General features: G+C 42.4%; 23 protein-coding genes and 1 pseudogene. 5 read left to right on the forward strand and 19 right to left on the reverse strand.

Annotation, left to right across the window (positions count from 1 at the left end):
- Window positions 1-9: 9 nt before the first annotated feature.
- Window positions 10-546, reverse strand: coding sequence for a suppressor of fused domain protein (locus tag ACFYU8_RS19215; RefSeq protein ID WP_390302231.1), 537 nt, complete (start codon window positions 544-546; stop codon window positions 10-12).
- 302 nt (window positions 547-848) lie between these two features.
- Here ACFYU8_RS19215 and ACFYU8_RS19220 point away from each other — a divergent pair, with 302 nt between their 5' ends.
- The 5 genes from ACFYU8_RS19220 (at window position 849) to ACFYU8_RS19240 (ending at window position 4,866) form a co-directional block, all read left to right on the forward strand.
- Window positions 849-1,166, forward strand: coding sequence for a hypothetical protein (locus ACFYU8_RS19220; protein WP_390302234.1), 318 nt, complete (start codon window positions 849-851; stop codon window positions 1,164-1,166).
- A gap of 505 nt (window positions 1,167-1,671) precedes the next feature.
- Window positions 1,672-2,268 carry a matrixin family metalloprotease gene (locus ACFYU8_RS19225; RefSeq protein ID WP_390302237.1) on the forward strand — a complete coding sequence of 199 codons (597 nt, stop codon included), beginning with the start codon at window positions 1,672-1,674 and terminating at the stop codon, window positions 2,266-2,268.
- Window positions 2,269-2,303: 35 nt separating this feature from the next.
- On the forward strand, window positions 2,304-2,900 hold the full coding sequence (locus ACFYU8_RS19230; RefSeq protein WP_390302240.1) for a hypothetical protein: 597 nt from the start codon (window positions 2,304-2,306) through the stop codon (window positions 2,898-2,900).
- Between the two features lie 274 nt (window positions 2,901-3,174).
- A complete protein-coding gene (locus ACFYU8_RS19235; RefSeq protein ID WP_390302575.1) occupies window positions 3,175-3,321 on the forward strand; it encodes an IS3 family transposase in 147 nt (48 codons plus the stop codon).
- Window positions 3,322-4,062: 741 nt separating this feature from the next.
- Window positions 4,063-4,866 (forward strand): M23 family metallopeptidase, encoded by an 804-nt coding sequence (locus ACFYU8_RS19240; protein WP_390302243.1) that lies wholly within the window; start codon window positions 4,063-4,065, stop codon window positions 4,864-4,866.
- 225 nt (window positions 4,867-5,091) lie between these two features.
- On the opposite strand, the gene ACFYU8_RS19245 is transcribed toward ACFYU8_RS19240, so the two are convergent.
- From ACFYU8_RS19245 to ACFYU8_RS19330, 18 genes and pseudogenes are all read right to left on the reverse strand, one after another.
- Window positions 5,092-5,634 (reverse strand): DUF4309 domain-containing protein, encoded by a 543-nt coding sequence (locus ACFYU8_RS19245; protein WP_390302246.1) that lies wholly within the window; start codon window positions 5,632-5,634, stop codon window positions 5,092-5,094.
- Between the two features lie 161 nt (window positions 5,635-5,795).
- Window positions 5,796-6,623 carry an ATP-dependent DNA ligase gene (locus tag ACFYU8_RS19250; protein WP_390302249.1) on the reverse strand — a complete coding sequence of 276 codons (828 nt, stop codon included), beginning with the start codon at window positions 6,621-6,623 and terminating at the stop codon, window positions 5,796-5,798.
- A gap of 138 nt (window positions 6,624-6,761) precedes the next feature.
- The gene (locus tag ACFYU8_RS19255) at window positions 6,762-8,246 is read right to left on the reverse strand and encodes a hypothetical protein (protein WP_390302252.1); all 1,485 of its coding nucleotides are present in this window, start codon (window positions 8,244-8,246) and stop codon (window positions 6,762-6,764) included.
- Between the two features lie 11 nt (window positions 8,247-8,257).
- The gene (locus ACFYU8_RS19260; protein ID WP_390302255.1) at window positions 8,258-9,298 is read right to left on the reverse strand and encodes a nucleoid-associated protein; all 1,041 of its coding nucleotides are present in this window, start codon (window positions 9,296-9,298) and stop codon (window positions 8,258-8,260) included.
- 545 nt (window positions 9,299-9,843) lie between these two features.
- A complete protein-coding gene (locus ACFYU8_RS19265) occupies window positions 9,844-10,182 on the reverse strand; it encodes a YolD-like family protein (protein ID WP_390302258.1) in 339 nt (112 codons plus the stop codon).
- Window positions 10,183-10,435: 253 nt separating this feature from the next.
- Complete coding sequence (locus tag ACFYU8_RS19270; RefSeq protein ID WP_173618374.1) at window positions 10,436-10,951, reverse strand: GrpB family protein; 516 nt, start codon at window positions 10,949-10,951, stop codon at window positions 10,436-10,438.
- A gap of 155 nt (window positions 10,952-11,106) precedes the next feature.
- Window positions 11,107-12,021 carry an IS3 family transposase gene (locus ACFYU8_RS19275; RefSeq protein WP_390302578.1) on the reverse strand — a complete coding sequence of 305 codons (915 nt, stop codon included), beginning with the start codon at window positions 12,019-12,021 and terminating at the stop codon, window positions 11,107-11,109.
- Window positions 11,961-12,236 (reverse strand): annotated as a pseudogene (locus tag ACFYU8_RS19280) (helix-turn-helix domain-containing protein); the annotation flags it as partial. The pseudogene ACFYU8_RS19280 and the gene ACFYU8_RS19275, both read right to left, overlap by 61 nt.
- Before the next feature lie 321 nt (window positions 12,237-12,557).
- A complete protein-coding gene (sufB, locus tag ACFYU8_RS19285; RefSeq protein ID WP_007726382.1) occupies window positions 12,558-13,955 on the reverse strand; it encodes a Fe-S cluster assembly protein SufB in 1,398 nt (465 codons plus the stop codon).
- 39 nt (window positions 13,956-13,994) lie between these two features.
- Window positions 13,995-14,432, reverse strand: a complete 438-nt coding sequence (gene sufU / locus ACFYU8_RS19290) for a Fe-S cluster assembly sulfur transfer protein SufU (protein ID WP_007726380.1) — start codon at window positions 14,430-14,432, stop codon at window positions 13,995-13,997.
- Window positions 14,419-15,645 (reverse strand): cysteine desulfurase, encoded by a 1,227-nt coding sequence (locus ACFYU8_RS19295; RefSeq protein WP_390302261.1) that lies wholly within the window; start codon window positions 15,643-15,645, stop codon window positions 14,419-14,421. The genes sufU and ACFYU8_RS19295 overlap by 14 nt, the downstream gene beginning before the upstream one ends.
- The gene (gene sufD / locus ACFYU8_RS19300) at window positions 15,645-16,943 is read right to left on the reverse strand and encodes a Fe-S cluster assembly protein SufD (RefSeq protein WP_390302264.1); all 1,299 of its coding nucleotides are present in this window, start codon (window positions 16,941-16,943) and stop codon (window positions 15,645-15,647) included. Before sufD ends, ACFYU8_RS19295 begins: the two co-directional genes overlap by 1 nt.
- A 21-nt stretch (window positions 16,944-16,964) precedes the next feature.
- Window positions 16,965-17,753 carry a Fe-S cluster assembly ATPase SufC gene (sufC, locus tag ACFYU8_RS19305; RefSeq protein WP_017251436.1) on the reverse strand — a complete coding sequence of 263 codons (789 nt, stop codon included), beginning with the start codon at window positions 17,751-17,753 and terminating at the stop codon, window positions 16,965-16,967.
- A gap of 503 nt (window positions 17,754-18,256) precedes the next feature.
- A complete protein-coding gene (gene pckA / locus ACFYU8_RS19310) occupies window positions 18,257-19,840 on the reverse strand; it encodes a phosphoenolpyruvate carboxykinase (ATP) (protein WP_390302267.1) in 1,584 nt (527 codons plus the stop codon).
- A 294-nt stretch (window positions 19,841-20,134) separates the two neighbouring features.
- Window positions 20,135-21,277, reverse strand: a complete 1,143-nt coding sequence (locus tag ACFYU8_RS19315; RefSeq protein WP_390302270.1) for a M20 peptidase aminoacylase family protein — start codon at window positions 21,275-21,277, stop codon at window positions 20,135-20,137.
- A 58-nt stretch (window positions 21,278-21,335) separates the two neighbouring features.
- Window positions 21,336-21,677 (reverse strand): SCP-2 sterol transfer family protein, encoded by a 342-nt coding sequence (locus tag ACFYU8_RS19320; protein ID WP_390302581.1) that lies wholly within the window; start codon window positions 21,675-21,677, stop codon window positions 21,336-21,338.
- Window positions 21,678-22,157: 480 nt separating this feature from the next.
- Window positions 22,158-22,550 (reverse strand): VOC family protein, encoded by a 393-nt coding sequence (locus tag ACFYU8_RS19325; RefSeq protein ID WP_106839139.1) that lies wholly within the window; start codon window positions 22,548-22,550, stop codon window positions 22,158-22,160.
- A 22-nt stretch (window positions 22,551-22,572) separates the two neighbouring features.
- Window positions 22,573-23,013: a hypothetical protein gene (locus ACFYU8_RS19330; RefSeq protein WP_007726368.1), complete on the reverse strand. Its 441-nt coding sequence runs from the start codon at window positions 23,011-23,013 to the stop codon at window positions 22,573-22,575.
- Between the last annotated feature and the right edge of the window lie 60 nt (window positions 23,014-23,073).

Genomic DNA, 23,073 nt, shown 5'->3' on the forward strand with positions numbered 1-23,073 from the left:
GCTCCCTTCTCAGATGGCAGGCGTACGCGTAACATTCAGGGAATCGACACCGGAGTGCGCTAACCTTTCCTGTAATGCCATAAGTCCATATTGTTCCAAAAACTTCGCTTCAGAATCCGCGATTGCATGAAGCATCATGAACCTGATTACGTCCTTGCCATTTGTATAATATTCAAGTCCAGCCTCTTCATAATAGGCAGGGGTCAGTACCATATGATTCAAAACCGATTTTTCCACGATTGTATCCCCGAGTGAAAAAATGCCTCCAGACTCCATGCGGGTAGTTTGACTCTCCCACTGACGAATCACTTGGGCCGCTACTCTTGCCAAATGCGTGATCATTCTCTGCTCAAACTGATAGGAATAGACGAGGTACTCCGTTGCCCCCATCTTGTGCAGCTCAAGCGTGGCATACGTCCACCATCCTCGCTTGCGCGTAGCAGGATAGGCGGCAATCAGGATATCCGCATCCTCGGATTGATACAGCTCTCCCAGGCTCCCAAAAAAGCAGTGGCAATGATCCATTAACTGCTTTACCACTATCATATGTGCAACCCCGCTCCAAAAAGTATGAAAACCTCTACGGCTGCCTGCTCCTAGAAGAGCAACTGCGTTTTTGTGAAAAGGTTTGTGCTCGCCCGAAAAAAGCATGCCTGGATACGTAGGCATACTTCGTTGATGTTGGACAGCATTAGCTAATATATACGAACATTTTATCATTGAGTGAAGCGAATGTACATGTTTCAGCATGCACAAAAAAGCCCCTACGATTAATTATTGTTACATTTTTCCATCCCCTCTCGTCTTGCATATTAGCAATTCCACTTTTTGGGAGGAATCAGGCACTTATGAAAAACAAGACAGCTTGTCTCGTCTTTTCTATTAGTCAAAGCGTATATGCCATTTTCTTATTGGCTTGGATAATTTCTGTTTTTTTTACCATTCTGCTTCTACCTGAAGATGAATATGATACTGGAGCGCCGGAGGTGTTCTATACGATCCTATCGTATCCATTTGTACTACTTGCCTCAGCGATGGGCAGTTGGTACTACTACCACAAGTTGAAATTCAAAACGAGTTACGCACTCAACGCCATTCCTTTACTTTGGGTCATTCCGATGGCGGTATTTATGATCTTATTATGGGAATTTAGTTTGTCCTCGTAAAAAAAGCCCTCCGGCGAATTACCGCCAGAGGGCTTATGCGTTTTCCCTAATAAAGCAGGGGTACAAAAACGATTATCCAATAGAGCCTTCCATCTCGAATTTGAATACTGATTAATTTCATAGCGTTGTATCGCATCAGGAAAACATTGATTTACGCTATCTCAGAGATGTTGACTCGTCAACACAATTTATTACTTTTCATCTTGAGTCGGCACAAAATCTGCACGTTAGAGAGTCCCAGAAATTATGTTCTTTGGCTTTTCTTTTTTACTCCACCTTCACAAATTTTTCAATGTATTTTGCGAGTTCGTCCTTGGTGAAAAACTTGTGGACTACTTCATTGCGCCACTTGTCTTTATCAGCTTTTGTTTCGGTTAGGTTAACCTTCAAATGCAAATGTAAAAAAATGTATAATTAAGTCGATAAATGAATATTTACATAAATTGGTAATATTGTTATATTTTAAATCGTGCTGTTTTTATTATTATTAAAAAGGAGAGTTACCATGAAAATGTTTAAGAAATCAATCTTGTTAACATCGTGTTTAGGAGCTTTTTTTGCTTTGGGTTATGGTTTTGCAGAAGCAAGTAATGCTGATGTTGCATTTGCAAAGTGGGACCCTAATAAGGATTATGAATACACATTGGATAAATCAATCACTAAAAGTGAGAGAACTGCGATTATAACAGCTGATAACCAATGGAACAATGTTGATGATCCCGTATATTATCTAAAGGAAAGCCCTGCAAAAACAGACATTGCTTCTTCTAAAAATGATGAGATAAACATAATCTATACAGCCTCTCTTGGGACTACTGGTGGTATACTTGCCGAAACAAGAGCTTATATCAATGGTTTTGACTATGTTATCGAAGCAGATATAGTAGTCAACGAATCATTTGCCTATTCGACCGGATCTAAACCTGATTCAAATACATACCACCTACGAACCATCATGACTCACGAAATGGGACATGCACTTGGGATTGGTCATTTAGCAGATAAACCGGCTGTTATGTATGCAACTTTAAATAAGGATCAAGTAAAAATTCCTCTCTCAAAATATGATAAAGATGCTTATGTGATTAACCACTCTAAATAGCATCTAGGATTAAAAATAACAAGGAGGTAAAAATAATGAAAATGAACATTAAAAGCGGAATAATCGCTTCTTCTATGATTTTAGCTTTTGGGCTTGGTTATGTGGTTTACGACACATATAATGCAACCAAGTCAACAATTCGTATTGAAGGTACGTTAATCGAATTATCACCTGAGGAAATGGCTGCAGCAAGTTCCTTAATCATTGAGGGTAAAATTAATGACATTACACAGCCACAATGGAATACAGAGGATGGAAATGAGCCAGAAGTGATTGAGGATGCGGATGCAATTTATCGAGATATCACAATAAAAGTAAACAAAACGCATAAAGGTGAACAATTAGACGAAGTCGTAGTTCGCGTTTACGGTGGAGAAACGGAAAAAATAATTATGGATATGGAAAACGCACCAGAATTCACTGAAAACGAGAAAGTCCTCCTATTTCTAAATGTTGATGATTCACCAGCTAACAAAACAAACTCTACTGATCACTATGCAGTAGTGGGTTCCTACCAAGGAAAATTTAAAGTTAAAAATGATAAAGTTGACAATAATAAAGAGAAAATCCAATTAAATGAGATGGTCGACATAATTGAAACGCATAAAGACGACGAAAGCCCTCTGCAGTAATAATGACTTTTAAATAGGAGTAACCCTCTAGTCGAGAAACTAACTAGAGGGTTACTCTTATTACAAAAGTTACTATCGATAGGCCATTCTTTTTTCTTTTTGAACTACTTATGTAGCCTTCCTATCCACGATGAAATTGAATATTGTTGCCCACCGGACCACCATCCATTTTCCATTTTATTCCAGTAAATAGAACTTGCGGTCTGTCTTCACCCTCATGGTTGGCGCCAAAATCAGCATGTCACGCCGGGCCAATTGTTTAGACAATGCCTCGATGGAGAGCTTCTTTTCTCATTTGAAAACCGAAGCTCTATTTCCTTATGATATACGAGATATTCAAGATGCTCAAAGAAGATTTGAGGATTGTATACATTTTTACAATGAGCAGCGTCTTCAACTAAAGCTAAAAACTGACGCCTAGTGAATTTAGGCGTCAGTTTGCGGCCTGACTGACGGCCGGGGTCTTTCTAACTGTGTACGAAATGGGGTCTTGACCATACCGCCAGAGGGCTTATGCGTTTTCTCTAATAAAGCGGGGCAAATAAAAATACGTGTCTGAACGAATCAGACACGTATTTACACGTTACAAAAACTATTACCCGATAGAACCTTCCATCTCGAACTTGATTATTTTTACGTTAAATACCTGTAAACGCTCATTAAAAACCCTTGATAAATCGGGCTTTTCTCTTCCTAAGCATCAATTACCGTTAATATCTTGTAGTAAGAATGTGGGCAAATAATGGGCAAGCTATGGGCACATACACGGCCGTAAAAAGGACTAGCTTGCGCTGCATTCCTCAGTGAATTCGATGGGTACACAGTCAGTACCTTCTTTCAGCTCCGGCATTTATATGTCGGGGCTTTTTACATTGGCCAGAAATCATCTTGTTTAAATGAAGAACGAAAACCCGACAAATCGCTTTGTAGCGGATTGGCATTTATTGTGGAGGTTGTCATATCTGATCAATACATTCGAAAGAACTTCAAAGGTACAGGTACATGATCGGGGGAAAGCATATTCGCTACCAAATATCCACCCTTCCGTTAAGAAATCTAAAAATAAATGACCATAAAAATATATTGAATTTTATATTATTAATGATAGAATTAATTTGATAATATTTACATTTTTGCATAAAATAGGGATGGTTCAGAATCAATGAAACGATTTACTTTGGGATTACTTACTACAGTAATTTCACTAAGTATTAGTAGTACTTCTTTAGCTCAAGCCACTGATGTAAAAACTATGTCCACTCCTGATGATCCATACTCTTCGCTGGGGTGGAGGTGGCCAACCACTAGTAAAGATATTACTGGAAATTATAAAGACAAAGATCCAGATGGTGGTAAGCACAAAGGAATTGATATCGGCGTAAAACTAGAGTCAGTTTATTCAGTTGCTGATGGTGAGGTTATCGCAGTTGGTATCTATACAAGCGCCCCAATTAAGTATGTGACAATTGAACATGACGATGAAGACCCTAATGGAAACAAACTGATCACTAGGTACCTGCATTTAGATAGCTACTCTGTTAAAAAATATGAGGTTGTTAGCAGAGGAGATAGAATTGGTAAATCAGGGAATACAGGAGCTCCAGGAGAAAAAGCTGGAAGGGGTTACCATTTACACTTTGATGTAAATAATGAAGGGAAAAAGAACCCAAACTTCTCAGACACTATCAATCCAGAATATTTTTGGCCAAATGATTTCGAGCGTTTTGCCCTATTATCAGATGAAAGTGATCATAGCAACCATAACCATGAAAATTATGACAATCCTGAGTATTTCATTGACCAAGTACTGATAGATCATATCGGGGAAGATGCTTTCAATGAGTGGTTGAATGGTAATGAGCCTGAAGATAGAACTTTAACAAACCTAAAAAAACAGTTTCATCTAACTGACGAAGATGTGGAAGAAATAGATCGAGAAGCGAAAGCAGAAGCAAAAAAACAATAATTAGTTAGGGTATAACACTTCCCTTCATTCATATCCATTATGTTTTGGTAATTAAAAAGACATTCATTGATATTAAAGTTATAAACTGTATTCGAACTAAGCCTTTCTAGCCCGTGTTGTTGCCAAACAAGGCAATACCTCGGGCTATGAGTTTATAAACTTTGACTGACAATTTCCCTCATCTTGAACTTGTTATGAAAGAAAAAATAAGCCAGAATACCTGACTTATTTAATCCGGAGAGTAATATTTTTGACTGGACTATCTTTTGTATCAAACTTAAGAATTAGTAAATTTCCATTATTTTCATATTCCAATATAAAAGCATCTCCGCCCGCATCATCCATAAACTCGCGAGAAGGTTCTCCCAAGATTTTTTTGATTTCCTCAGGTGTTCCAGTAAGTCCAACTGTCTTTGGCTCTGCATTCATCATGACGACTTTACTATTATCATTCACTTCATCAATTGAATTGGCATAGTCTTCAAATTGAAAATTAAAACCATCATAATATGCACTAAATCCATACTCCGAATTTCTACCTTCAATTGGCTTTCCCAGTTTATCTATTACCTCTTTTTTTGTTGCTCCGATGCCAATTGATACACCTTCTAATTGGCCATTTTTTACTTTCTCCAAAGTGTTAGATTGAGCAGCATTTATCGTTTTATCTTCAGATGTTTCAGAAATCTTGGAGCAACCAAATAACGCCATTGAACAAATAATTCCTACAAGAAAAACATTACGACATGTTTTAATCAAATCAACCACACTCCTTATAAAGGCATTTTACCATATAATGTAAATAGTTCAACATTATAACTCGATCAACCTGCATCCAAATACCATTTTTTCCTATAAAAAATCCCTCACTTTAGATGAGGGAAAGTTCTCGTCAAACCCGTCTCCTTAAAACAGGGAAGGGTTATTCTCTAGCTAGCTAGAATAAAATCAACAAATACTGGTGATCGCAGCATGCCGCCTTTTGTCCAGTTCCGCATTTTGACGCGTGCTTTAATCTGAGGCTGCATATAAACATACTCACGATCCTCACCAGTGATCAACTGTTTCGCCACTCCATAAAACGCCTGCTTGTGAGTAGGCGGCACACCAAGTTCGACCACACCTGCAGGCCGCCCATTGTAATGTGCCAACCATCCGAAGTCTCCCTTTCTCCAGCCGGCAATATGGACATCCACATACATATAGTTAATGACCTTTATAAAATCATCAGTCCGTTTATCCGAGTGGTATCGTCCGTCTTTTCGTTTTGCGACTATGCCCTCCATATCTCTGGCAACAATTGCATCCCATAAGTCCTCGCCTCGACCGTCAATGTACGCGATTTTGCTCATGGTTGGAGTATCCGTTATTACACGGTCCAGTACGGCTTTGCGCTCCATTAGAGTCAGTCCTCTAAGGTCAGCTCCATCATAATGTAGGATATCGAAAACTACGTAAGATATCGGCAGCCGTGATCGCTTCGACTGGAATCGCTGCATAGCCAGCTCAAAGTCAGGAATTCCTGTGTCTGGGTCCATCACCGCAAGTTCTCCGTCCAGTACGATGTCAGGACCATCTGTTATGAGTTCGGGGTACTTCGCTGTTACATCGTTGTTGTGCCTTGTATAAAGTCGGGTCTCGCCGTTTCTTCTGGATAAAATCAGGCGATGGCCGTCGATCTTTGGCTCGAAGACGTATCGTCCGTCCGAAAATGGTTTATCTGCCTGGTCGAGCAGCATCGGGTATATAAATTCCATACAGCATCACCGCTATAATTGTATCAATACAACAAGAGACATGCGCTGGTAATTACTTCGCTTGCTGCTTGGCATTATCCAAATAATTTTCCAATCGCACTTGGCACTCTGCTTGTGTTGAGTTTTTTAAAACTATATTTATCCACTTGAAAACACTGATGCTATATACCTCATAAAATCGACAGGACCAAAATTTACTTGTTTGCTTTTTATCATACTATCAGGCAACATAAGGCCTACTACAATAAGTAATACCATTAAAATTATTAGTGATGTAATAACCCAACCATAGCTTTTCAAATAGGAATTTACATTTGTTCTTGATGGTTCAATGTACGTACTTTTAATATCATCAAGTTCATCCTGTTCCATAATGACAAACTTAGACGTATATTCATTAAATAAGGTCATAATCTCATTCATTCGATTTTCTACATATTTTTTGTTAAACAAATAGGAAACAAAGAAAACAACTCCATGCAGGAAGAAAGCCAGCACAAGAAACCAACGTTCTCCCTTTGACAGCCCCAGAGCCCCAGAAAAAATGGCGGTAATAATACCAATTAATGAAGTGTTAATGTAATTAATTAATTTGTCTGCTTCGCCTTTTAACTCTGAAGCATACTTATGGGCTTCCTTAATAACATCTTTTCTCTCTCCAAAAAAATCTTTTATGCTGTCTTTAATGTATGCTGAGAAATGTCTCGTAATAGTTTTATCAATTTTCGGAAGTAATTCATCTAACTTTTCACAAGTATCATTACTTGAAAGGTAAATTGACAAAATGTTTCTAGTTATTTCAATCTTGTCGTTGTAGTGCTTTTCTTCGTAAGAGAAACAAAATATTTTATAGAGAAGTCCTGAATTCACTGGTCTAAAATTATTTGATAATAAGACCTCGACATTTTTAGTACCTCTTATTACCGTTTGTGTACTTTCTAATGTCTTATTTGCTAAATGCATTAAGCTTAGATTGAACAAGTTTTGCTCAAACCACTTATCCAGCCTGTCATCTCCAATACTTTTCATTTTATAAAAGTCGGGCAAAGGTAGACAACGTTCTATTCTAGTATTTTCTTCCCTAATTTTTAATATTCTTTCTTGTTCTTCAATGTAATTTTGCACTTTGGATTGTGGGCTATGAATTTGCAGTTCATTTATCGGAAATAGAAACATTGTTTCATTATGTATTGCAACATTAATTGGTAAATGTACACAAGCAGTCATATCCCTTTTTATTTGTTCAAACGTGCTTTTCTTAAGTACACTAAAACTCTCTAAAAAAGCCTCTATTTTGAAGAAGATAAATTGATTCTCAATCAACGAAAATCTAGTTTTCTTATTGATTTTCAAAGTAACATTAATAAGTTCGTCAGATGGTAAAAACTCTGCTGTTTTTATAAAACCTTCATATTCTATTGGATTTCCTTCATATATTGCCTGAAAACTTACTGAATAGTCTTGAAAGACTTCTTTGTATTTCACAGCAATAGCTAACAACTCTTTAATAATAAGCCTATATTCACATGAAAACACACTGATATCCTCAGTATTCTGAACTGCTTCAGATACTGAGGATAAGTCAGTCAAAATTGCTAAAAAATTTTTTAGCAGGTTATTCATTGTACTACTCCCTATTTATATTTTGCGATCAATTCTTTTCCTTTAATTTTGATAATTGTAGAAGTCTCTCCATCTTCTTTTTCATATGTTACAAATACAGTAGTATCTACATAACCAAGAGGAAACTGGATTTTTATCTTTTTATCCTGATCTGCATACGTTGCAACAGTTGGGCTTTTTTCAGCTACAAATTCAAAATAAGCGTTTGGATTTGCTGCTACTATCTTTTGTTTAAACGATTCAATTTTATGTAACCGATCAGCTTCTCCTTTAACATATGTTTTAAATAAACTCTCTAAATCTCTTTCAAGATCAATTTCATTACCATTGTTCAGTAAGTGTTCTACTTTTGCGTTGAATTCTAGTATTTCAGTGGGGCTAGACACTATTTTTTCTGATACTACAAAGCCTCTTAAATTTTCACTCACTAATTCGGTCATCATTTGGTTATCCATCACTGGTTTAGATTCCAAAAAAGAACTAAGGAAGTACTTTGATACTTCACCGGTGACTTGTTGTTTATCTAATACTCGTAAATGGATCTCCTTTTCCCATAAATTTGGATCAAGCTCAATAAAAGCGCATTTATGCAACTTTTCATTTACACTAGGTAGCATATCCTTCTGTACTTTAAGTTTATAACTCTTTAAATCAACCTGTATTCCATTATTTGGGTCCATCTTCATTATTGCTAAGTATTTTTTATCTTTTAAACTGTATACAATGAAAATAAGTGTACCGGAACTTTTTGTACTAGTTGACTTCATCGTATTAAATAGAGAATGTGTCATGTTTTGAGTATTAGAAATAAATACTTCATCATCAGTAAAATTGCTGGCAATTTCGCAGCAATCAATTAAGATGGCAGCATTTTCGTGAGTGAAAATACATGTTTTTATTTGTTTTGCAAAGAGTGCGTTAGAAATATGAAGTGAAAAAAATTCAAGTGCTTCATTAGGAATGGACTGTAAATCCATAACTTTATTAAACAAAACAGGTTCTTCCATCTTTAAATCTATTTGATGGATAATCATTTTTTCAATAGTAGCCAATAAGACCTACTCTCCCTTAATAAAGTTCTAATACAAATGTATCATACAAATAATTCGGAGAGTAGTAAAATTAGCCAAAAAAGGGAGATGGATCCGATCTCCCTTTCGAAGTTTTTAGTCTTCATTTGTCAACATTAGATTCGAAAATCGTCCTTTAAAATGACAAACCCCATCCCAATATTCGTCTACTTGATTCAAGCTACTTTCACGAGGCATCTTTGAATACAAAAACGCGTATAGGGTTTGATTAGCAACTTCTTCGTCTTCAACAGAATGATATTGTTCAGCTAAATTGCTCTTTAATTGATCATCAATTAGGACATCGCATGTTATCACAAGTTTAGCTTTTATACACCTTGGGTTGAACATATGATCACTCCCTCTAAATAATTATCTCCACAAAATTTAACACTCAGTACTCTTTCACTTAATATTTACTATTCCGTGATTTTTAAACTTAGCCCAAGAATAAACCGCGCTTGCTTTTCGTGTCTCTAGAAACTGTTTAGAGGCCCTCCAGGGATTACGTCTTGCGGGCTTTCCTGCTATCCGATGACTGCTGTAATATCGTGTAAATTGATCCACATGATATCGGCTGTGTTTACGACTTTTGCCTGTTTCCGCACTGGATCAATCCTCTGTACCACGCCCCACATCTGATGGATTTCACCAAGACCAGGACGCATTCCCACCCAGTAACGAACGGTCACGGCAAAATCTTCGTGCATCGACGCCTGCAAGAGCCGATCAATGTCCACCATTTCGTCGTCCTCCAGCTCTGGCTTCGGAACCAACGTAGTCTCGTACGCATGGTTGATCAGCGCTGTAACATGCTCCGGCAGCTTGAATCCCATTCCAACTGGATCGTTAATTTTTATGGACAATTCGCATCCCTCCAAAAACAGAACGTTTGTTCCTATTTTATGCGATCACTGTGCGAACGTGCAAATAAAAAATGCCCTCCCCCGTTTAATGGTCTTACCCCTGTCAAGTAGACAGTTTGAAACAAGCCCTCGTTTTAGGTGTTCGTTGAAAATAAAGTTTTAGACTAATCCTAATACATGAAACAGCGGCGACTTAAGACCTGATAATAAAGTCTTAAGCTCACCGCTGTTTTTATTGAACTATCGTGTCCCGTTAGTTGAATCCTAAACTGTCCAAAATTGAATTTATAAACTCAGTTTTTTCATCCGTATACAGTAGTTTATCTTTTTCGTGTTTCTGGGAGAGTTTCACTTTCAACTCTTGATATTCGTTTAGTGCTGCGTCATTTTTCAATAAATAGTCTCTAAATGCAAGTATCTTTTCTAGATACAAACTGCCTGTTTGGAACATGTGAATTTGATGAGTTCTTGGCTCACCCTTACTGAAATAATGTCTGTCAGGAAGTATGTTTGTTCCCCTATAAGCATATCCAAGCCTCTCTAAGCCTTGGACACATTCACTCCCATGTTGATAATCTTTTAATTCAATTCCAATATCAATTATAGGTTTCGCCGATAAGTTTTTCACAGCCGTACTGCCTATATGGTGGACTGCCAAGATAAGTTCGCCAAGTTCATTTTCTATCTGTGTTTTCTCCCATATAAATTCCTTCTCCCACTCTGCCGTCCAAGCGATAAGAAAGACTTTACCTTTGGGTAATCCTAGCACTCCTATCACCTCTGCATCAAATTAATCATTCTATTATAATCCAAATTCGTTGAGCGTAACTGCCCTTTAGTGTAATGGCTCAAGTTAGTCTAAAGCATTATTTTCTTAATCTACAACTACATTTTCAAAGTCTAATACATTATTTTCAGTAAATACTAGGCAATTTGAGCTCGGTAAAGAACCGGGCTCAAATTGTTTAGCCGGACTTGAATACGCTCGTAATTATAGAAGTGTATGTATCGTTGTATTGCCTTCTTCACTTCATCTTCCTTAGTAAAAACATCTAAATACAAACATTCTGTTTTGAAGTGGCTGAAAAAGCTTTCGATACAAGCATTATCCAGGCAATTTCCTTTTCTCGACATACTAACGGTAATGTTAGATGCTTTTAGGAATTCGTTATATTTCCTAGATGTGTATTGGTACCCTTGATCACTGTGTAAAATGACGCCGTTCGCCTCTTTTATTTTTAGAGCTGCCTTTACGGTATCCATAACGAGCGTAAGGTCGTTCCGTTTGCTGATCTTATAGGCGATGACCTCGTTGTTAAAGAGATCGTAAATAACCGACAGATACAGGCGTCGTCCGTTAAAAATCACGAATGTAATATCTGTAACCCATTTCTCCCGAGGATGTGACGCGGTAAAATCACGGTTTAATTTGTTGTCGGAAACGACCACCTGCTCTCTACGGCCAAAAAACTTCCGTTTCCTGCGAATACGCGATTGAATCCCCATCTCCTTCATCAGTCGATACACTCGCTTGTGATTGATTTGGATGCCATGTGATTGTCGGAGCCAAGCTTTTATTCGTGGATATCCATAGATACCCTTGGATTTTTGGTAGCCATCCATAATCAACAACTTTATCTGCTGTTCTTCCTTTTGTTTAGTTGTAAGATGTTCTTGGCATCGTAGCCACTTGTAATAACCGCTTTTCGAAACATGAGCGATCTTGCAAAGGAGAGAAACAGGATACCGTTTTGCCATCTCTGCAATGATCTGAAATTCTACCGTTTTCTCCCTTGCCTTCTTTCCCTCTTTCTGGCTTCTAAGAGCTTTTTTAGGAATTCTATTTCTGCCTCAAGTCGTTGTATTTTCTCTCCTGGGGGTAGCAGCTTTTCAAAAGTGTCATCTGTTTTTCGCGGTCTTCCCCTTCTATCTTCCAGTCCTTTTAACCCATTATCCCGGTATTTCCTTACCCATCTTCGGAACATCCTCAAATCAAGCCCATATGTTTCTTTAATCTCGTTATATGTAGCCCCTTGTTCAAATTTTTCTACTACATGGTGTTTGAATTAAAGGGAGTAGCTCTTTTTTATTTGGCCCATAAAAATTCCCCTCCAAGTTAAACAGTAAAGGGCTTTCTAATTACTGTCTACTTAAAGGGGATAATATCATGTTCTGAAGGAGGGCTTCACTATTATTTTGGGATGCCTACAGCATCACGCAATGAATGCTATAGTGTTCGTCTTAATAGTGAGTATGTATGCCTTGTCTTTCCCCTCAATCACTTGGATTTCCCATTATATTCCTCTAATTAAGCGGGGCAAATAAAAATACGTGTCTGAACGAATCAGACACGTATTTACACGTTACAAAAACTATTACCCGATAGAACCTTCCATCTCGAACTTAATGAGACGGTTCATCTCTACCGCGTACTCCATCGGCAATTCTTTTGTGAATGGCTCGATGAAGCCCATTACGATCATCTCAGTTGCTTCTGCTTCTGACAAACCGCGGCTCATCAGGTAGAAGAGTTGATCCTCGGATACCTTGGATACAGTCGCTTCGTGCTCAAGCGTGATGCTGTCGTTCATGATCTCGTTGTACGGGATCGTGTCGGACGTGGACAATTTATCCAGAATCAGCGTATCGCACTTGATGTTGGACTTGGAGCCTTCCGATTTGCGTCCAAACTGGGACAGACCACGGTAAGTTACTTTTCCACCATCACGGGAGATCGACTTGGAAATGATCGTCGATGTGCAATCTGGCGCCAGGTGAATCATTTTCGCACCTGCGTCTTGGTGTTGTCCTTTTCCTGCTACTGCAATGGAAAGAACAGTACCTTTCGCGCGAGGTCCTTTCATGATAACAGCTGGGTATTTCATCGTCAGCTTGGAACCGATGTTACCATCGATCCATTCCATGTTCGCATCCGCGTAAGCAACCGCACGTTTGGTAACGAGGTTGTATACGTTGTTGGACCAGTTTTGGATCGTGGTGTAACGGCAGCGAGCGCGTTCTTTTACGATGATTTCTACAACAGCGGAGTGCAAGGAATCCGTGCTGTAAATCGGAGCTGTACAGCCCTCTACATAGTGAACGAAGGAATCTTCATCGGCGATGATCAGCGTACGCTCGAATTGACCCATGTTCTCGGAGTTAATGCGGAAGTATGCTTGCAGCGGAGTTTCTACTTTTACGCCTTTTGGTACGTAAATGAAGGAACCACCGGACCATACTGCCGAGTTCAATGCAGAAAACTTGTTGTCTGCTGTTGGAATCACGGTCGCGAAGTATTCTTTCACGATTTCTGGGTGAAGTTTTACTGCGGAATCCATGTCGCAGAAGAGAACGCCCAGTTTCTCCAGGTCTTCCTGCATGTTGTGGTAAACTACCTCAGATTCATACTGAGCAGATACCCCTGCGAGGAACTTTTGCTCTGCTTCTGGAATACCCAGCTTGTCAAAGGTTGCCTTGATTTCTTCCGGCACCTCATCCCAGCTACGGCCTTGCTTTTCAGAAGGCTTTACGTAGTAGGTGATGCTGTCAAAATCGAGGTCATCCAGATCGCCGCCCCATTTTGGCATCGGCATGCTATTGAAGATGTCCAACGCTTTTAGACGGAATTCCAGCATCCATGCTGGCTCATCCTTGATCTTCGAAATTTCTTCGACGATCTCACGAGTCAAACCCTTCTTCGTACGGAATACTGAAACGTCTTTATCGTGGAAACCGTACTGATACTCCTGTATTTCTGGGCCTTTAACAGCCATCGTTGCTCACTCCTTCGTGTTCATGTCCCTTACCTATCACTATTCCTGCTCTGCCTGTTTAACACCTTGCTCCAATGCTTTCCAAGCCAATGTCGCGCACTTGATTCGCGCTGGGAACTTGGCTACGCCAGACAAGGCTTCGATATCACCAAGATCAATCGAGTCATCGATTTCTTTGCCTTGCATCATATCGGAGAATTTTTGCGACAGCTCCAGTGCTTCTGCTACTGGCTTGCCTTTGACAGCATCCGTCATCATGGATGCAGATGACATACTGATTGAGCAGCCTTCACCAAGAAACTTCGCGTCAACCACCTTGCCATCCTCCACTTTCAAGGAGAGCGAGATGCTATCGCCACAGGTCGGGTTATTCAAATTCACAATGAGTCCGTCGGATTCTTCCAGCTTTCCGCGATTGCGCGGCTTCTGGTAGTGATCCATAATGACGCGGCGGTATAAATCATCAAGAGAAGACATTGCCGAAATACTCCTTCGTCTTCTTCAAGCCCGCGATCAGCACATCTACTTCTTCTTCTGTGTTGTACAGGTAGAAGCTTGCCCGAGCGGTAGCCGTCACATTCAGCCAACGCATCAGCGGTTGTGCGCAGTGATGACCGGCACGAACTGCGATTCCGTAACTGTCCAGCACCGTCGCCAGGTCATGCGGATGTACTGTATCCAGGTTGAATGTAATTAAACAGCTGCGGTCCTGCTGTGGGCCGTAAATCTTCAATCCTTCTATTTCGCGCATTTGTTCCATCGCGTACGTGACGAGATGTTTTTCATGACACTCGATATTGTCCATACCGATCTCTTCCAAAAAGTCAATCGCTGCTCCCAATCCAATAGCTCCTGCGATGATCGGTGTACCTCCTTCAAATTTCCAAGGAAGCTCCTTCCAAGTGGAATCGTACATATCCACATAGTCGATCATTTCTCCGCCGAATTCCATCGGTTCCACACGCTCCAGCACTTCACGCTTGCCGTACAGGACACCTACGCCTGTCGGGCCAGCCATCTTATGCGCTGAAAACGTATAAAAATCGCAATCCAAATCCTGGACGTCGATTTTCTTGTGTGGAGCACCCTGCGCTCCGTCAACAAACAATAGTGCGCCATGCTGATGAGCGATTTGGGCAATTTCCTTGATTGGGGTAGTATCCCCCAATACGTTGGAAACATGGTGAATGGCAACGAGCTTGGTATTGTCCGTAATCGTTTCCTTGACCGCTTCCAGAGTAACGGTTCCGTCCTCTGCCAGCGGAATGAACTTAAAAGTCGCTCCGGTCGCCTTGGCTGCCTGCTGCCATGGAATGAAATTGGCGTGATGCTCCACCAATGTGGTCACGATTTCATCTCCCGGCCCCAGGTACTTGCGAGCATAGCCATACGCTACCGTATTACAAGCAGATGTCGTACCACGCGTAAAGACGATTTCTGCGGCTTCACGGGCGTTGATGAAGGCGCGAACTTTCTCACGCGCGCCTTCGTACCCATCTGTCGCTATGTTACCCAAGGTGTGCACGCCACGGTGCACATTGGAGTTATACTCCCTGTAGTATTTATCCATCGCCTCGATAACCTGAATCGGCTTTTGAGAGGTTGCACCATTATCCAAATAAACGAGCGGATGTCCGTTTATTTCTTGGTGTAGGATGGGAAAATATTTCCGAAGCTCCTTGGCGTTCATTAGCCTAACTTCCTTTCAAGCGCCTGACGGAGTCTGTTTTTCACTTCTTCTACTGGAATCTCAGCAACAACTGGATCCAGGAAGCCGAGAATGATCAGACGTTCTGCGCCTTGACGGGTAATACCACGGGACATCAAGTAGAAGATGGACTCTTCACTGAAACGTCCTACCGAAGCTGCGTGACCCGCTTTAACGTCATCCTCATCGATCAACAGGATCGGGTTGGCATCACCGCGAGATTTATCGCTCAGCATCAGGATGTTTTCCGCCTGTACGCCGTTTGCCTTTTCAGCGCCTTTTTCGATTTTCGTGATACCGTTTAGGATACTCACTGCTTCATTCGTCATAACGGCCTTGCTCACCATATCAGACTCGGTATGCGTGCCGATATGCGTAACTTGGGAAGTGAGGTTTTGGCGTTGGGAACCTGTCCCTACAGTAATGGATTTGGTCTCTGCGATCGAAGCAGTTCCCTTGAGGATGGTTGTGTTGTTGGCAACGGTATTGCCATCGTTCATCTCACCCAAAATCCATTCCATTTTTCCATCGCGCTCAACGGTTGCACGACGGAAGCTATAGTCGTGAACGTCTACAGACAGAGAACGTACAGAAGCTACTTGCACAGATGCGCCCGCGCCTACATATACTTCAACAATGCTGTTCGCAACCATGCTTTTGCCTTCGCCAGATACATATGTATCCACGTAGGTTACTTTGCTGTTCGCTTCTGCCACGATCAAAACATGTGGAGCCAACAGAGCGTTGTCGCCTGCGATTTCATACACAGCTTGCAGGGGAACATCTACTTCCACGTTTTTCGGAACGAAGAGGAATACGCCACCATTCACAACTGCGGTATGCAGAGCAGTCAGCTTGTGCTCATCAAGAGCGATAACGTTCAACAAATATTTTTGCACGAGATCGCCATGTGCTTGCAGTGCATCAGCAAAAGTCGTGAAAATCACGCCTTGTGCCTTCAACTCATCGGATACCGCTTGAAAAACGGTAGAAGCATTTTTTTGTACCAACAGGTTTTTCACGCTGTCGACATCAATTTGTGCTTTTACCAAATCGCTGAGTTCATTCGCCGCTTCCACCTTTGCAGTGGTTTGGAACGGATCGAAATCAACGGTATTCCATTTATCAATCTTCGTTTTCTCCAAGGCAGGGAGCGCCAGCTCTCCCGCCGCCTTCAGTCCAGCGAGGCGCTTTTCCAGGAACCAGGCAGGCTCCTGATTAGCTTTGGAGTACTGGGTGATCGCCTCGGAATCGAAGCGTAGCTGTACATCCACACTCATTTCACTGCTGCCTCCTTCTTCCTACACGTTGGCGTTTACGGTTTCGTCCTCGATGCCGAGCTCTTCCTTGATCCAGTCATAGCCTTCTGCCTCCAGGCGTTCAGCCAGCTCAGGACCACCAGACTTCACGATACGACCTTGCATCATGACGTGTACGAAGTCAGGCTTTACATAGTTCAGCAAACGTTGGTAGTGCGTAATAATCAAGAATCCGCGGTCTGCGGAGCGCATTTCGTTTACACCAGCTGCAACGATTTTCAATGCGTCGATGTCCAAACCGGAGTCGATTTCATCCAGAATACAGATAGCTGGCTCCAAGAGCATCATTTGCAGAATCTCGTTACGCTTTTTCTCACCGCCGGAGAAACCTTCGTTCAGGTAACGATGGGAGAAAGACTCATCCATTTCCAGCGTGTTCATCTTTTTGTCCATCTCACGGATAAATTTCATCAGGGAGATTTCGTTTCCTTCGCCACGGCGCGCGTTGATCGCGGAACGCAGGAAGTCAGAGTTAGTTACACCGCTGATTTCAGACGGGTATTGCATCGCCAGGAACAGGCCTGCACGTGCGCGCTCGTCTACTGCCATTTCCAGCAAGTCTTCGTCATTGATCAGCACTTCGCCGTCAGTTACCTCATATTTTGGGTGACCCATCAGCGTGGATGCCAATGTAGATTTACCGGTACCATTCGGTCCCATGATCGCGTGCACTTCGCCGCCCTTGATCTCCAAATTCAGGCCTTTGAGGATCTCTTTGTCCTCGATCTTGGCGCGAAGGTTTTTTATTTGCAAATGCGGTACTGCTGTCATCTGAATTCCCTCCATACACGTCAAAAGTGAGTTGGTAAATTCTCAATCCATTCTCAATAACTATCTTATAATAAGAATAATTATAAATCAAGGATTGAAACATATCTGTATTTTTTATATCATTATATTTAGAAAGTCCGTTTTTGCTCATGAATCCTTCCTAAATATTCTTGCCTCCGCAGCATTTTTCCCTTTGTAACTTTTGGACATACATCTCCGTCTAAATCCCAGGTACTTTTTGTAAAAAACACCACTGGATAGCTGGAAAGGGATGGAGCATTTGAACCATACATATATAATGGAAACGTTTATGCACCTGTAGCGACTGTTGCCAATGCACTCGGCATAAAGCACCCTTCGGAAGCTTACCTGACTCTTTTCCGACAGTCAAATGGAAAAGTTGTACCAATAAATACTTCGAAAGTATTCGATGGCAACAAGTAATTGTTTTCACGAAAAAAAACGGATAGACCTTATTGTCTACCCGTTTCTTTCCTATTGCATTACTTTACTTTTGGACCCGCATTCGCAATATCTGCTGCATTCGGGAATTTTTTCTCGAAGTTCTCAATGAAGCGTGCAGCCAGATCAGCCGCTTGCTTGTCGTAATCTTCCTTGTTTGTCCATGTATTGCGTGGTTGCAGAACTTCAGCAGGAACGTTCGGGCAAGAAGTCGGTACTTGTACGCCGAAAATCTCGTCAGCTACATAGTCTACGTTTTCCAGCTCACCGTTCAATGCTGCTGTTACCATCGAGCGTGTGTAGGACAGCTTCATCCGTTTTCCAACACCTACCGGGCCACCAGTCCAACCAGTGTTCACCAGGTATACTTGAACCTTGCGCTCGTCAATCTTCTTACCGAGCATTTCCGCATATACTACCGGATGCAGTGGCAAAAATGGAGATCCGAAGCAAGTAGAAAACTCTGTTTGCGGAGCGGTTACGCCACGCTCTGTACCTGCCATTTTGCTGGTGTAGCCAGACAGGAAGTGGTACATCCCTTGCTCTTTATTCAGCTTGGAGATTGGAGGCAATACACCGAACGAATCGGCCGTCAAAAAGACGATGACATTTGGTTGCCCGCCCACGCCTGGAATCACAGCACCCGGAATCGCTTCCACTGGGTACGCAGCGCGTGTATTCTCTGTATATTTGGTGCTATCGTAGTCTGCTACACGAGTCGCTTCGTTTACGTCTACATTTTCAAGTACGGTACCGAACTGGATTGCTTTCCAAATTTGCGGTTCGCCTTCTTCAGACAGCTTGACGCATTTTGCATAGCATCCGCCTTCGATATTGAACACGCCATTGTCAGACCAGCCATGCTCATCGTCACCGATCAAGAAACGGTCTGGGTCAGCAGACAGCGTTGTTTTACCTGTACCGGACAACCCGAAGAACAGGGCAACATCTCCATCTTTGCCTACGTTTGCAGAGCAGTGCATCGGGAGTACATTGCGCTCTGGGAGCAGCATGTTCATGACGCTGAAGATGGACTTTTTCATTTCGCCTGCATACTCAGTGCCACCGATCAACACAGTCTTTTGCTCAAAGCTCAATACGATGAAGGTTTCGGAGTTCGTGCCGTGTACCGCAGGATTTGCCTTGAAATTAGGCGCATAGATAACGGTGAATTCTGATTGGTGCGCAGCCAGTTCTTCTTCGGACGGACGGATGAACAACTGACGTGCAAACAGATTATGCCAAGCAAATTCGTTTACTACGCGGATTGGCAGGCGATAAGTTGTATCTGCCCCCGCAAAACCATCGAAGACAAACAGTTCATCTTTTGATTGCAAATATTGGAGCACGTCTTGTTGAAGTGCCTGGAATTTTTCAGTACTGATTGGTTGGTTAACCGGACCCCAGTTGATTTTATCGTGTACGGAAGCTTCGTCCACCACAAATTTGTCCTTTGGCGAACGGCCGGTAAACTTCCCTGTTAGCGCATTGAGCGCCCCCTTATCGGTCAAAATCCCTTCGCCACGCTTCACTGCCATTTCAATAAGATTAGCTACAGGCAAATTATGATACACTTTTGTAGCTCCAAGAATGTCAGTAAGCTTTTGAACCGTATTGATTTCCATGTGTGAACGATCTCCTTCCCAAAATGTGTACCATTTATTGTGACTTTCTAATTGTCGCTCGATTATGTAATTAGTATATCACATTTAGCTAAATAAGCTACATAATTTTATAATCTCTTATGGAGAATGTGTGAATAACCCTCCTCATGCGTAATTATTCCCCAACAGCAGTATTTTGTCCACAAACCAAGCAGTCTATCGACTATGAGTGAAATACACAGAGGCATTTTCCCCACAAAAAGAGCAACACCAAGAGTTTACTCCCTTAGTGTTGCTCTCACAAGTCATAAAGATTTACGTATTTTCAAACGTTTTTACGATTGTTTGACACAAAATCGCCACACCTTTTTCCAATGCAGAGTGGTCAAAATGCATCAGCGGGTGATGAAGCCCCGGCACCAAATCACATCCGAGAGCCAACATCGTCGCCTTGATATGAGGGCGCTCCACCGTATAATAGTGGAAATCCTCCGCACCCGGACTGACAGGCGCCGCTCGCAAATTCTCTTGACCGAGCACATCTACGATCGCCTGCTCCATAAATGCCTTGGCTCGATCATCGACCTCTGCCGCCACCATGCGAGACCCCGACTCTACCTCTATGCGTGCCTGAAAAGACTCCGCGATTCCGTCGATCATTTGACGAACACGATTCACGAGATCATCCATCGTCTGATTCGTCTGCGCTCGCAGATCGAGAGCGAAACGCGCCTTGTCTGGAATAATGTTGTAGCTCTCTCCCCCGGCTTGCAACATAGTCATTTTGACGGTGGCAGGCACCATCGGATTGATATGTATATGTCCGAGACCAGAAATAATCGCTCCTGCTACTTCTATCGCGTTGATTCCGAGATGCGGTCTTGCTCCGTGCGCAGCTACTCCATGTATTTCCCCGTAGAGAAACATGGCTGCTCCGTTGTAGATGGCGGGTCCCGCCGTTCCATTAGCCATCTCCTGTATCGGTCGTAAGTGAACACCGTACAAAAAATCGATGTCATCGACGACACCTTTCTCCACCAGCTTTAATGCGCCCGTTCCTTTTTCTTCTGCTGGTTGGAACAAAATTTTTAACGTTCCCGGCGGTTGATATCCAGCGGCAACCAATGCTTCTACCGTTTCCACGATCAGTGTCATATGGGCGTCATGACCGCAGGAGTGATTCGCGCGCCACTCACCGCCCACTTCTTGCCAGAGAGCATCGATGTCTGTGCGTAAGCCGACAACTGGCTTTCCTTCGCCCCATTCAGCTACCAAACCTGTACAATCGTCAAAGGTCGTAACACGCAGTCCCAAGGCACGCATGCGCTCCGCCAAATAACGAGTCGTTTCTACTTCCTTCCAGCTTATCTCCGGATTCTCATGCAGATGACGGAATGTTTCGGCAATAGCATCTTTACGTGCAGCAACTGTCTGTTGCAACGACATAGCAGTGGACATCAAAGCGCCTCCTCCAAAACCGTTTCTTTCTATTATATCACACTGCCCGATGGACAGTTCATCGACAGGTCAGTCGCAAAATAGTATCGAGCTTTAATTGGTCGCGCAATGGTCCTGCTATTTGCACCTTTTCTTTGGCTAGTACATAGACAAGCTCATCGCCGCCAAACAGCATGTGCATTTGTTTCTCCGCTCCCCTGATGATCAAATCGGCAGGCTGCTCTTCTGTCCATATGTCCCAGGATGCAATGCCTTTTTCTATCGTCAATTGCCAATGTGACGGTGAATCATCCACAACAATTCCGATCCTGCGCTCCCATCCTGCTGTTATAAATCGCAAGTGTGCTTTTCCTTGCAGTCTCTCGCCCAGTTCAAAAAGCAGTCTGCCCATTCCGATCATCTGCACGCCACCCCTCTCTTCCCATTTTGGTTCGTGGGCTGTCTGGTCAAATCCTTTGGCGAGGAATGAGAGTCAGTGTCGGCTGTTGTCAGGGTGGTCATCTTTTTCTCGACAGCTTTTTCGCATACATAGTGGAGGAGAAGAAAAAGCACAGTTCTCTTCGACTCTGACACGCCAGCAGGGGGGATTCACTGGCCGTCTCCACTTCCAAAAGGGGACCGTCGAGCCAAAGCCACCCTACGGGCGGAAGATTCTCAAGGAAGAAGTGTTCGACAACCGGGTCCCCTTTTGGAAGTTCCGCCTGGGTAGGCACTGTCAAGGTCTACGAGCCCTGTGCTTTTTCTTCTCACCAGCTTTGTTGGTTCATCGGGACCTTTTAAAACTTAAAGAAGATCATCCATAACCTTTTTTCCGCACCACAGTAGTGAGATGGCAAAAAACAAAAAAGCATCCGCTTTACGCAGATGCTTTTCGCAAACACTACTCATCAAACTCGTCTTTATCCAGGCGCACCTCAAGGTGGTGACCATCAGGTGTCTCAAAATACACATTATAGCTCGTCGGCTGTGTAATTGGACCACGATAGCAAATATTCTCTGCCTCCAGCTTATCGACCAGATAGTCCAGCTCAGCACGGCTCTGCACGGAGAAGGCGAGATGATCGACCTGCCCTACGCCGCCTTTCCCAGCTTCCCCGCCATGAGGATGAAGACCGATCCGTGTGTATGTGCCAATTTGAAAGTAGACAGGTGCTCCTTCCGTCATATTCTCTTCCGGGATAGGGACTTCCAAAATGTCCTTAAAAAAACGAGCTACCTTCACAACATCACTACAATTCAATGCGATGTGGTGAACGGCTTTCAAATGAAACATTCACACTGCCTCCCACGTCAACTCAGGTCATGCGCTCTTGTGCGACATTAGCTTTTCTTTTATTGTACTGCTTCAATCGCTCGCTTAACCGTCTTAAACGAATCATCAATGCTTCCCGCCAATCGTCATCCTGTAACTCCTTGGCGATCCCGAGCAGATCAAGTGAAATATCAATCTGCTGCTTTAACACTTCGGCGAAGCTGGCTGCTTCATCCGTCATGGTACAATTCTCAAACAACTCGGATGTATTGTCAACACTCACAAAGTCAGCAAAATCCACTTCTGGAGCCTGATCTCCCTGAGCATATTCTACTAAAATTTCGTATTCTCCCTCAATACCGGGATGAACCTCAATTCTGTCACATACAGGACAAAACATGATGGGGACATTGTGTACAAGTGTTTTATAATGACGGACTGAGCCTACGGAACCTACCATTCCAGCACCACAACAAAAACTCATATAGTCTCCCTCCTTCTTCGCCAAATGAAACGTCCATGTCGTTCTTTTGGTCGAAACTCT

The sequence above is a fragment of the Brevibacillus sp. NPDC003359 genome (assembly GCF_042878995.1).
GTDB lineage: Bacteria > Bacillota > Bacilli > Brevibacillales > Brevibacillaceae > Brevibacillus.

Excerpts from the sequence above, each read along its gene's own strand:
- ACFYU8_RS19295 (WP_390302261.1), bottom strand. The coding sequence starts at position 15,645 with ATGAACGCCAAGGAGCTTCGGAAATATTTTCCCATCCTACACCAAGAA.
- sufB (WP_007726382.1), bottom strand. The coding sequence starts at position 13,955 with ATGGCTGTTAAAGGCCCAGAAATACAGGAGTATCAGTACGGTTTCCAC.
- ACFYU8_RS19255 (WP_390302252.1), bottom strand. The coding sequence starts at position 8,246 with ATGAATAACCTGCTAAAAAATTTTTTAGCAATTTTGACTGACTTATCC.
- sufD (WP_390302264.1), bottom strand. The coding sequence starts at position 16,943 with ATGAGTGTGGATGTACAGCTACGCTTCGATTCCGAGGCGATCACCCAG.
- ACFYU8_RS19325 (WP_106839139.1), bottom strand. The coding sequence starts at position 22,550 with ATGTTTCATTTGAAAGCCGTTCACCACATCGCATTGAATTGTAGTGAT.
- ACFYU8_RS19225 (WP_390302237.1), top strand. The coding sequence starts at position 1,672 with ATGAAAATGTTTAAGAAATCAATCTTGTTAACATCGTGTTTAGGAGCT.
- ACFYU8_RS19330 (WP_007726368.1), bottom strand. The coding sequence starts at position 23,013 with ATGAGTTTTTGTTGTGGTGCTGGAATGGTAGGTTCCGTAGGCTCAGTC.
- ACFYU8_RS19230 (WP_390302240.1), top strand. The coding sequence starts at position 2,304 with ATGAAAATGAACATTAAAAGCGGAATAATCGCTTCTTCTATGATTTTA.
- ACFYU8_RS19315 (WP_390302270.1), bottom strand. The coding sequence starts at position 21,277 with ATGTCCACTGCTATGTCGTTGCAACAGACAGTTGCTGCACGTAAAGAT.
- ACFYU8_RS19220 (WP_390302234.1), top strand. The coding sequence starts at position 849 with ATGAAAAACAAGACAGCTTGTCTCGTCTTTTCTATTAGTCAAAGCGTA.
- pckA (WP_390302267.1), bottom strand. The coding sequence starts at position 19,840 with ATGGAAATCAATACGGTTCAAAAGCTTACTGACATTCTTGGAGCTACA.
- ACFYU8_RS19240 (WP_390302243.1), top strand. The coding sequence starts at position 4,063 with ATGAAACGATTTACTTTGGGATTACTTACTACAGTAATTTCACTAAGT.
- ACFYU8_RS19215 (WP_390302231.1), bottom strand. The coding sequence starts at position 546 with ATGATAGTGGTAAAGCAGTTAATGGATCATTGCCACTGCTTTTTTGGG.
- sufC (WP_017251436.1), bottom strand. The coding sequence starts at position 17,753 with ATGACAGCAGTACCGCATTTGCAAATAAAAAACCTTCGCGCCAAGATC.
- ACFYU8_RS19250 (WP_390302249.1), bottom strand. The coding sequence starts at position 6,623 with ATGGAATTTATATACCCGATGCTGCTCGACCAGGCAGATAAACCATTT.
- ACFYU8_RS19320 (WP_390302581.1), bottom strand. The coding sequence starts at position 21,677 with ATGATCGGAATGGGCAGACTGCTTTTTGAACTGGGCGAGAGACTGCAA.
- sufU (WP_007726380.1), bottom strand. The coding sequence starts at position 14,432 with ATGTCTTCTCTTGATGATTTATACCGCCGCGTCATTATGGATCACTAC.
- ACFYU8_RS19235 (WP_390302575.1), top strand. The coding sequence starts at position 3,175 with ATGGAGAGCTTCTTTTCTCATTTGAAAACCGAAGCTCTATTTCCTTAT.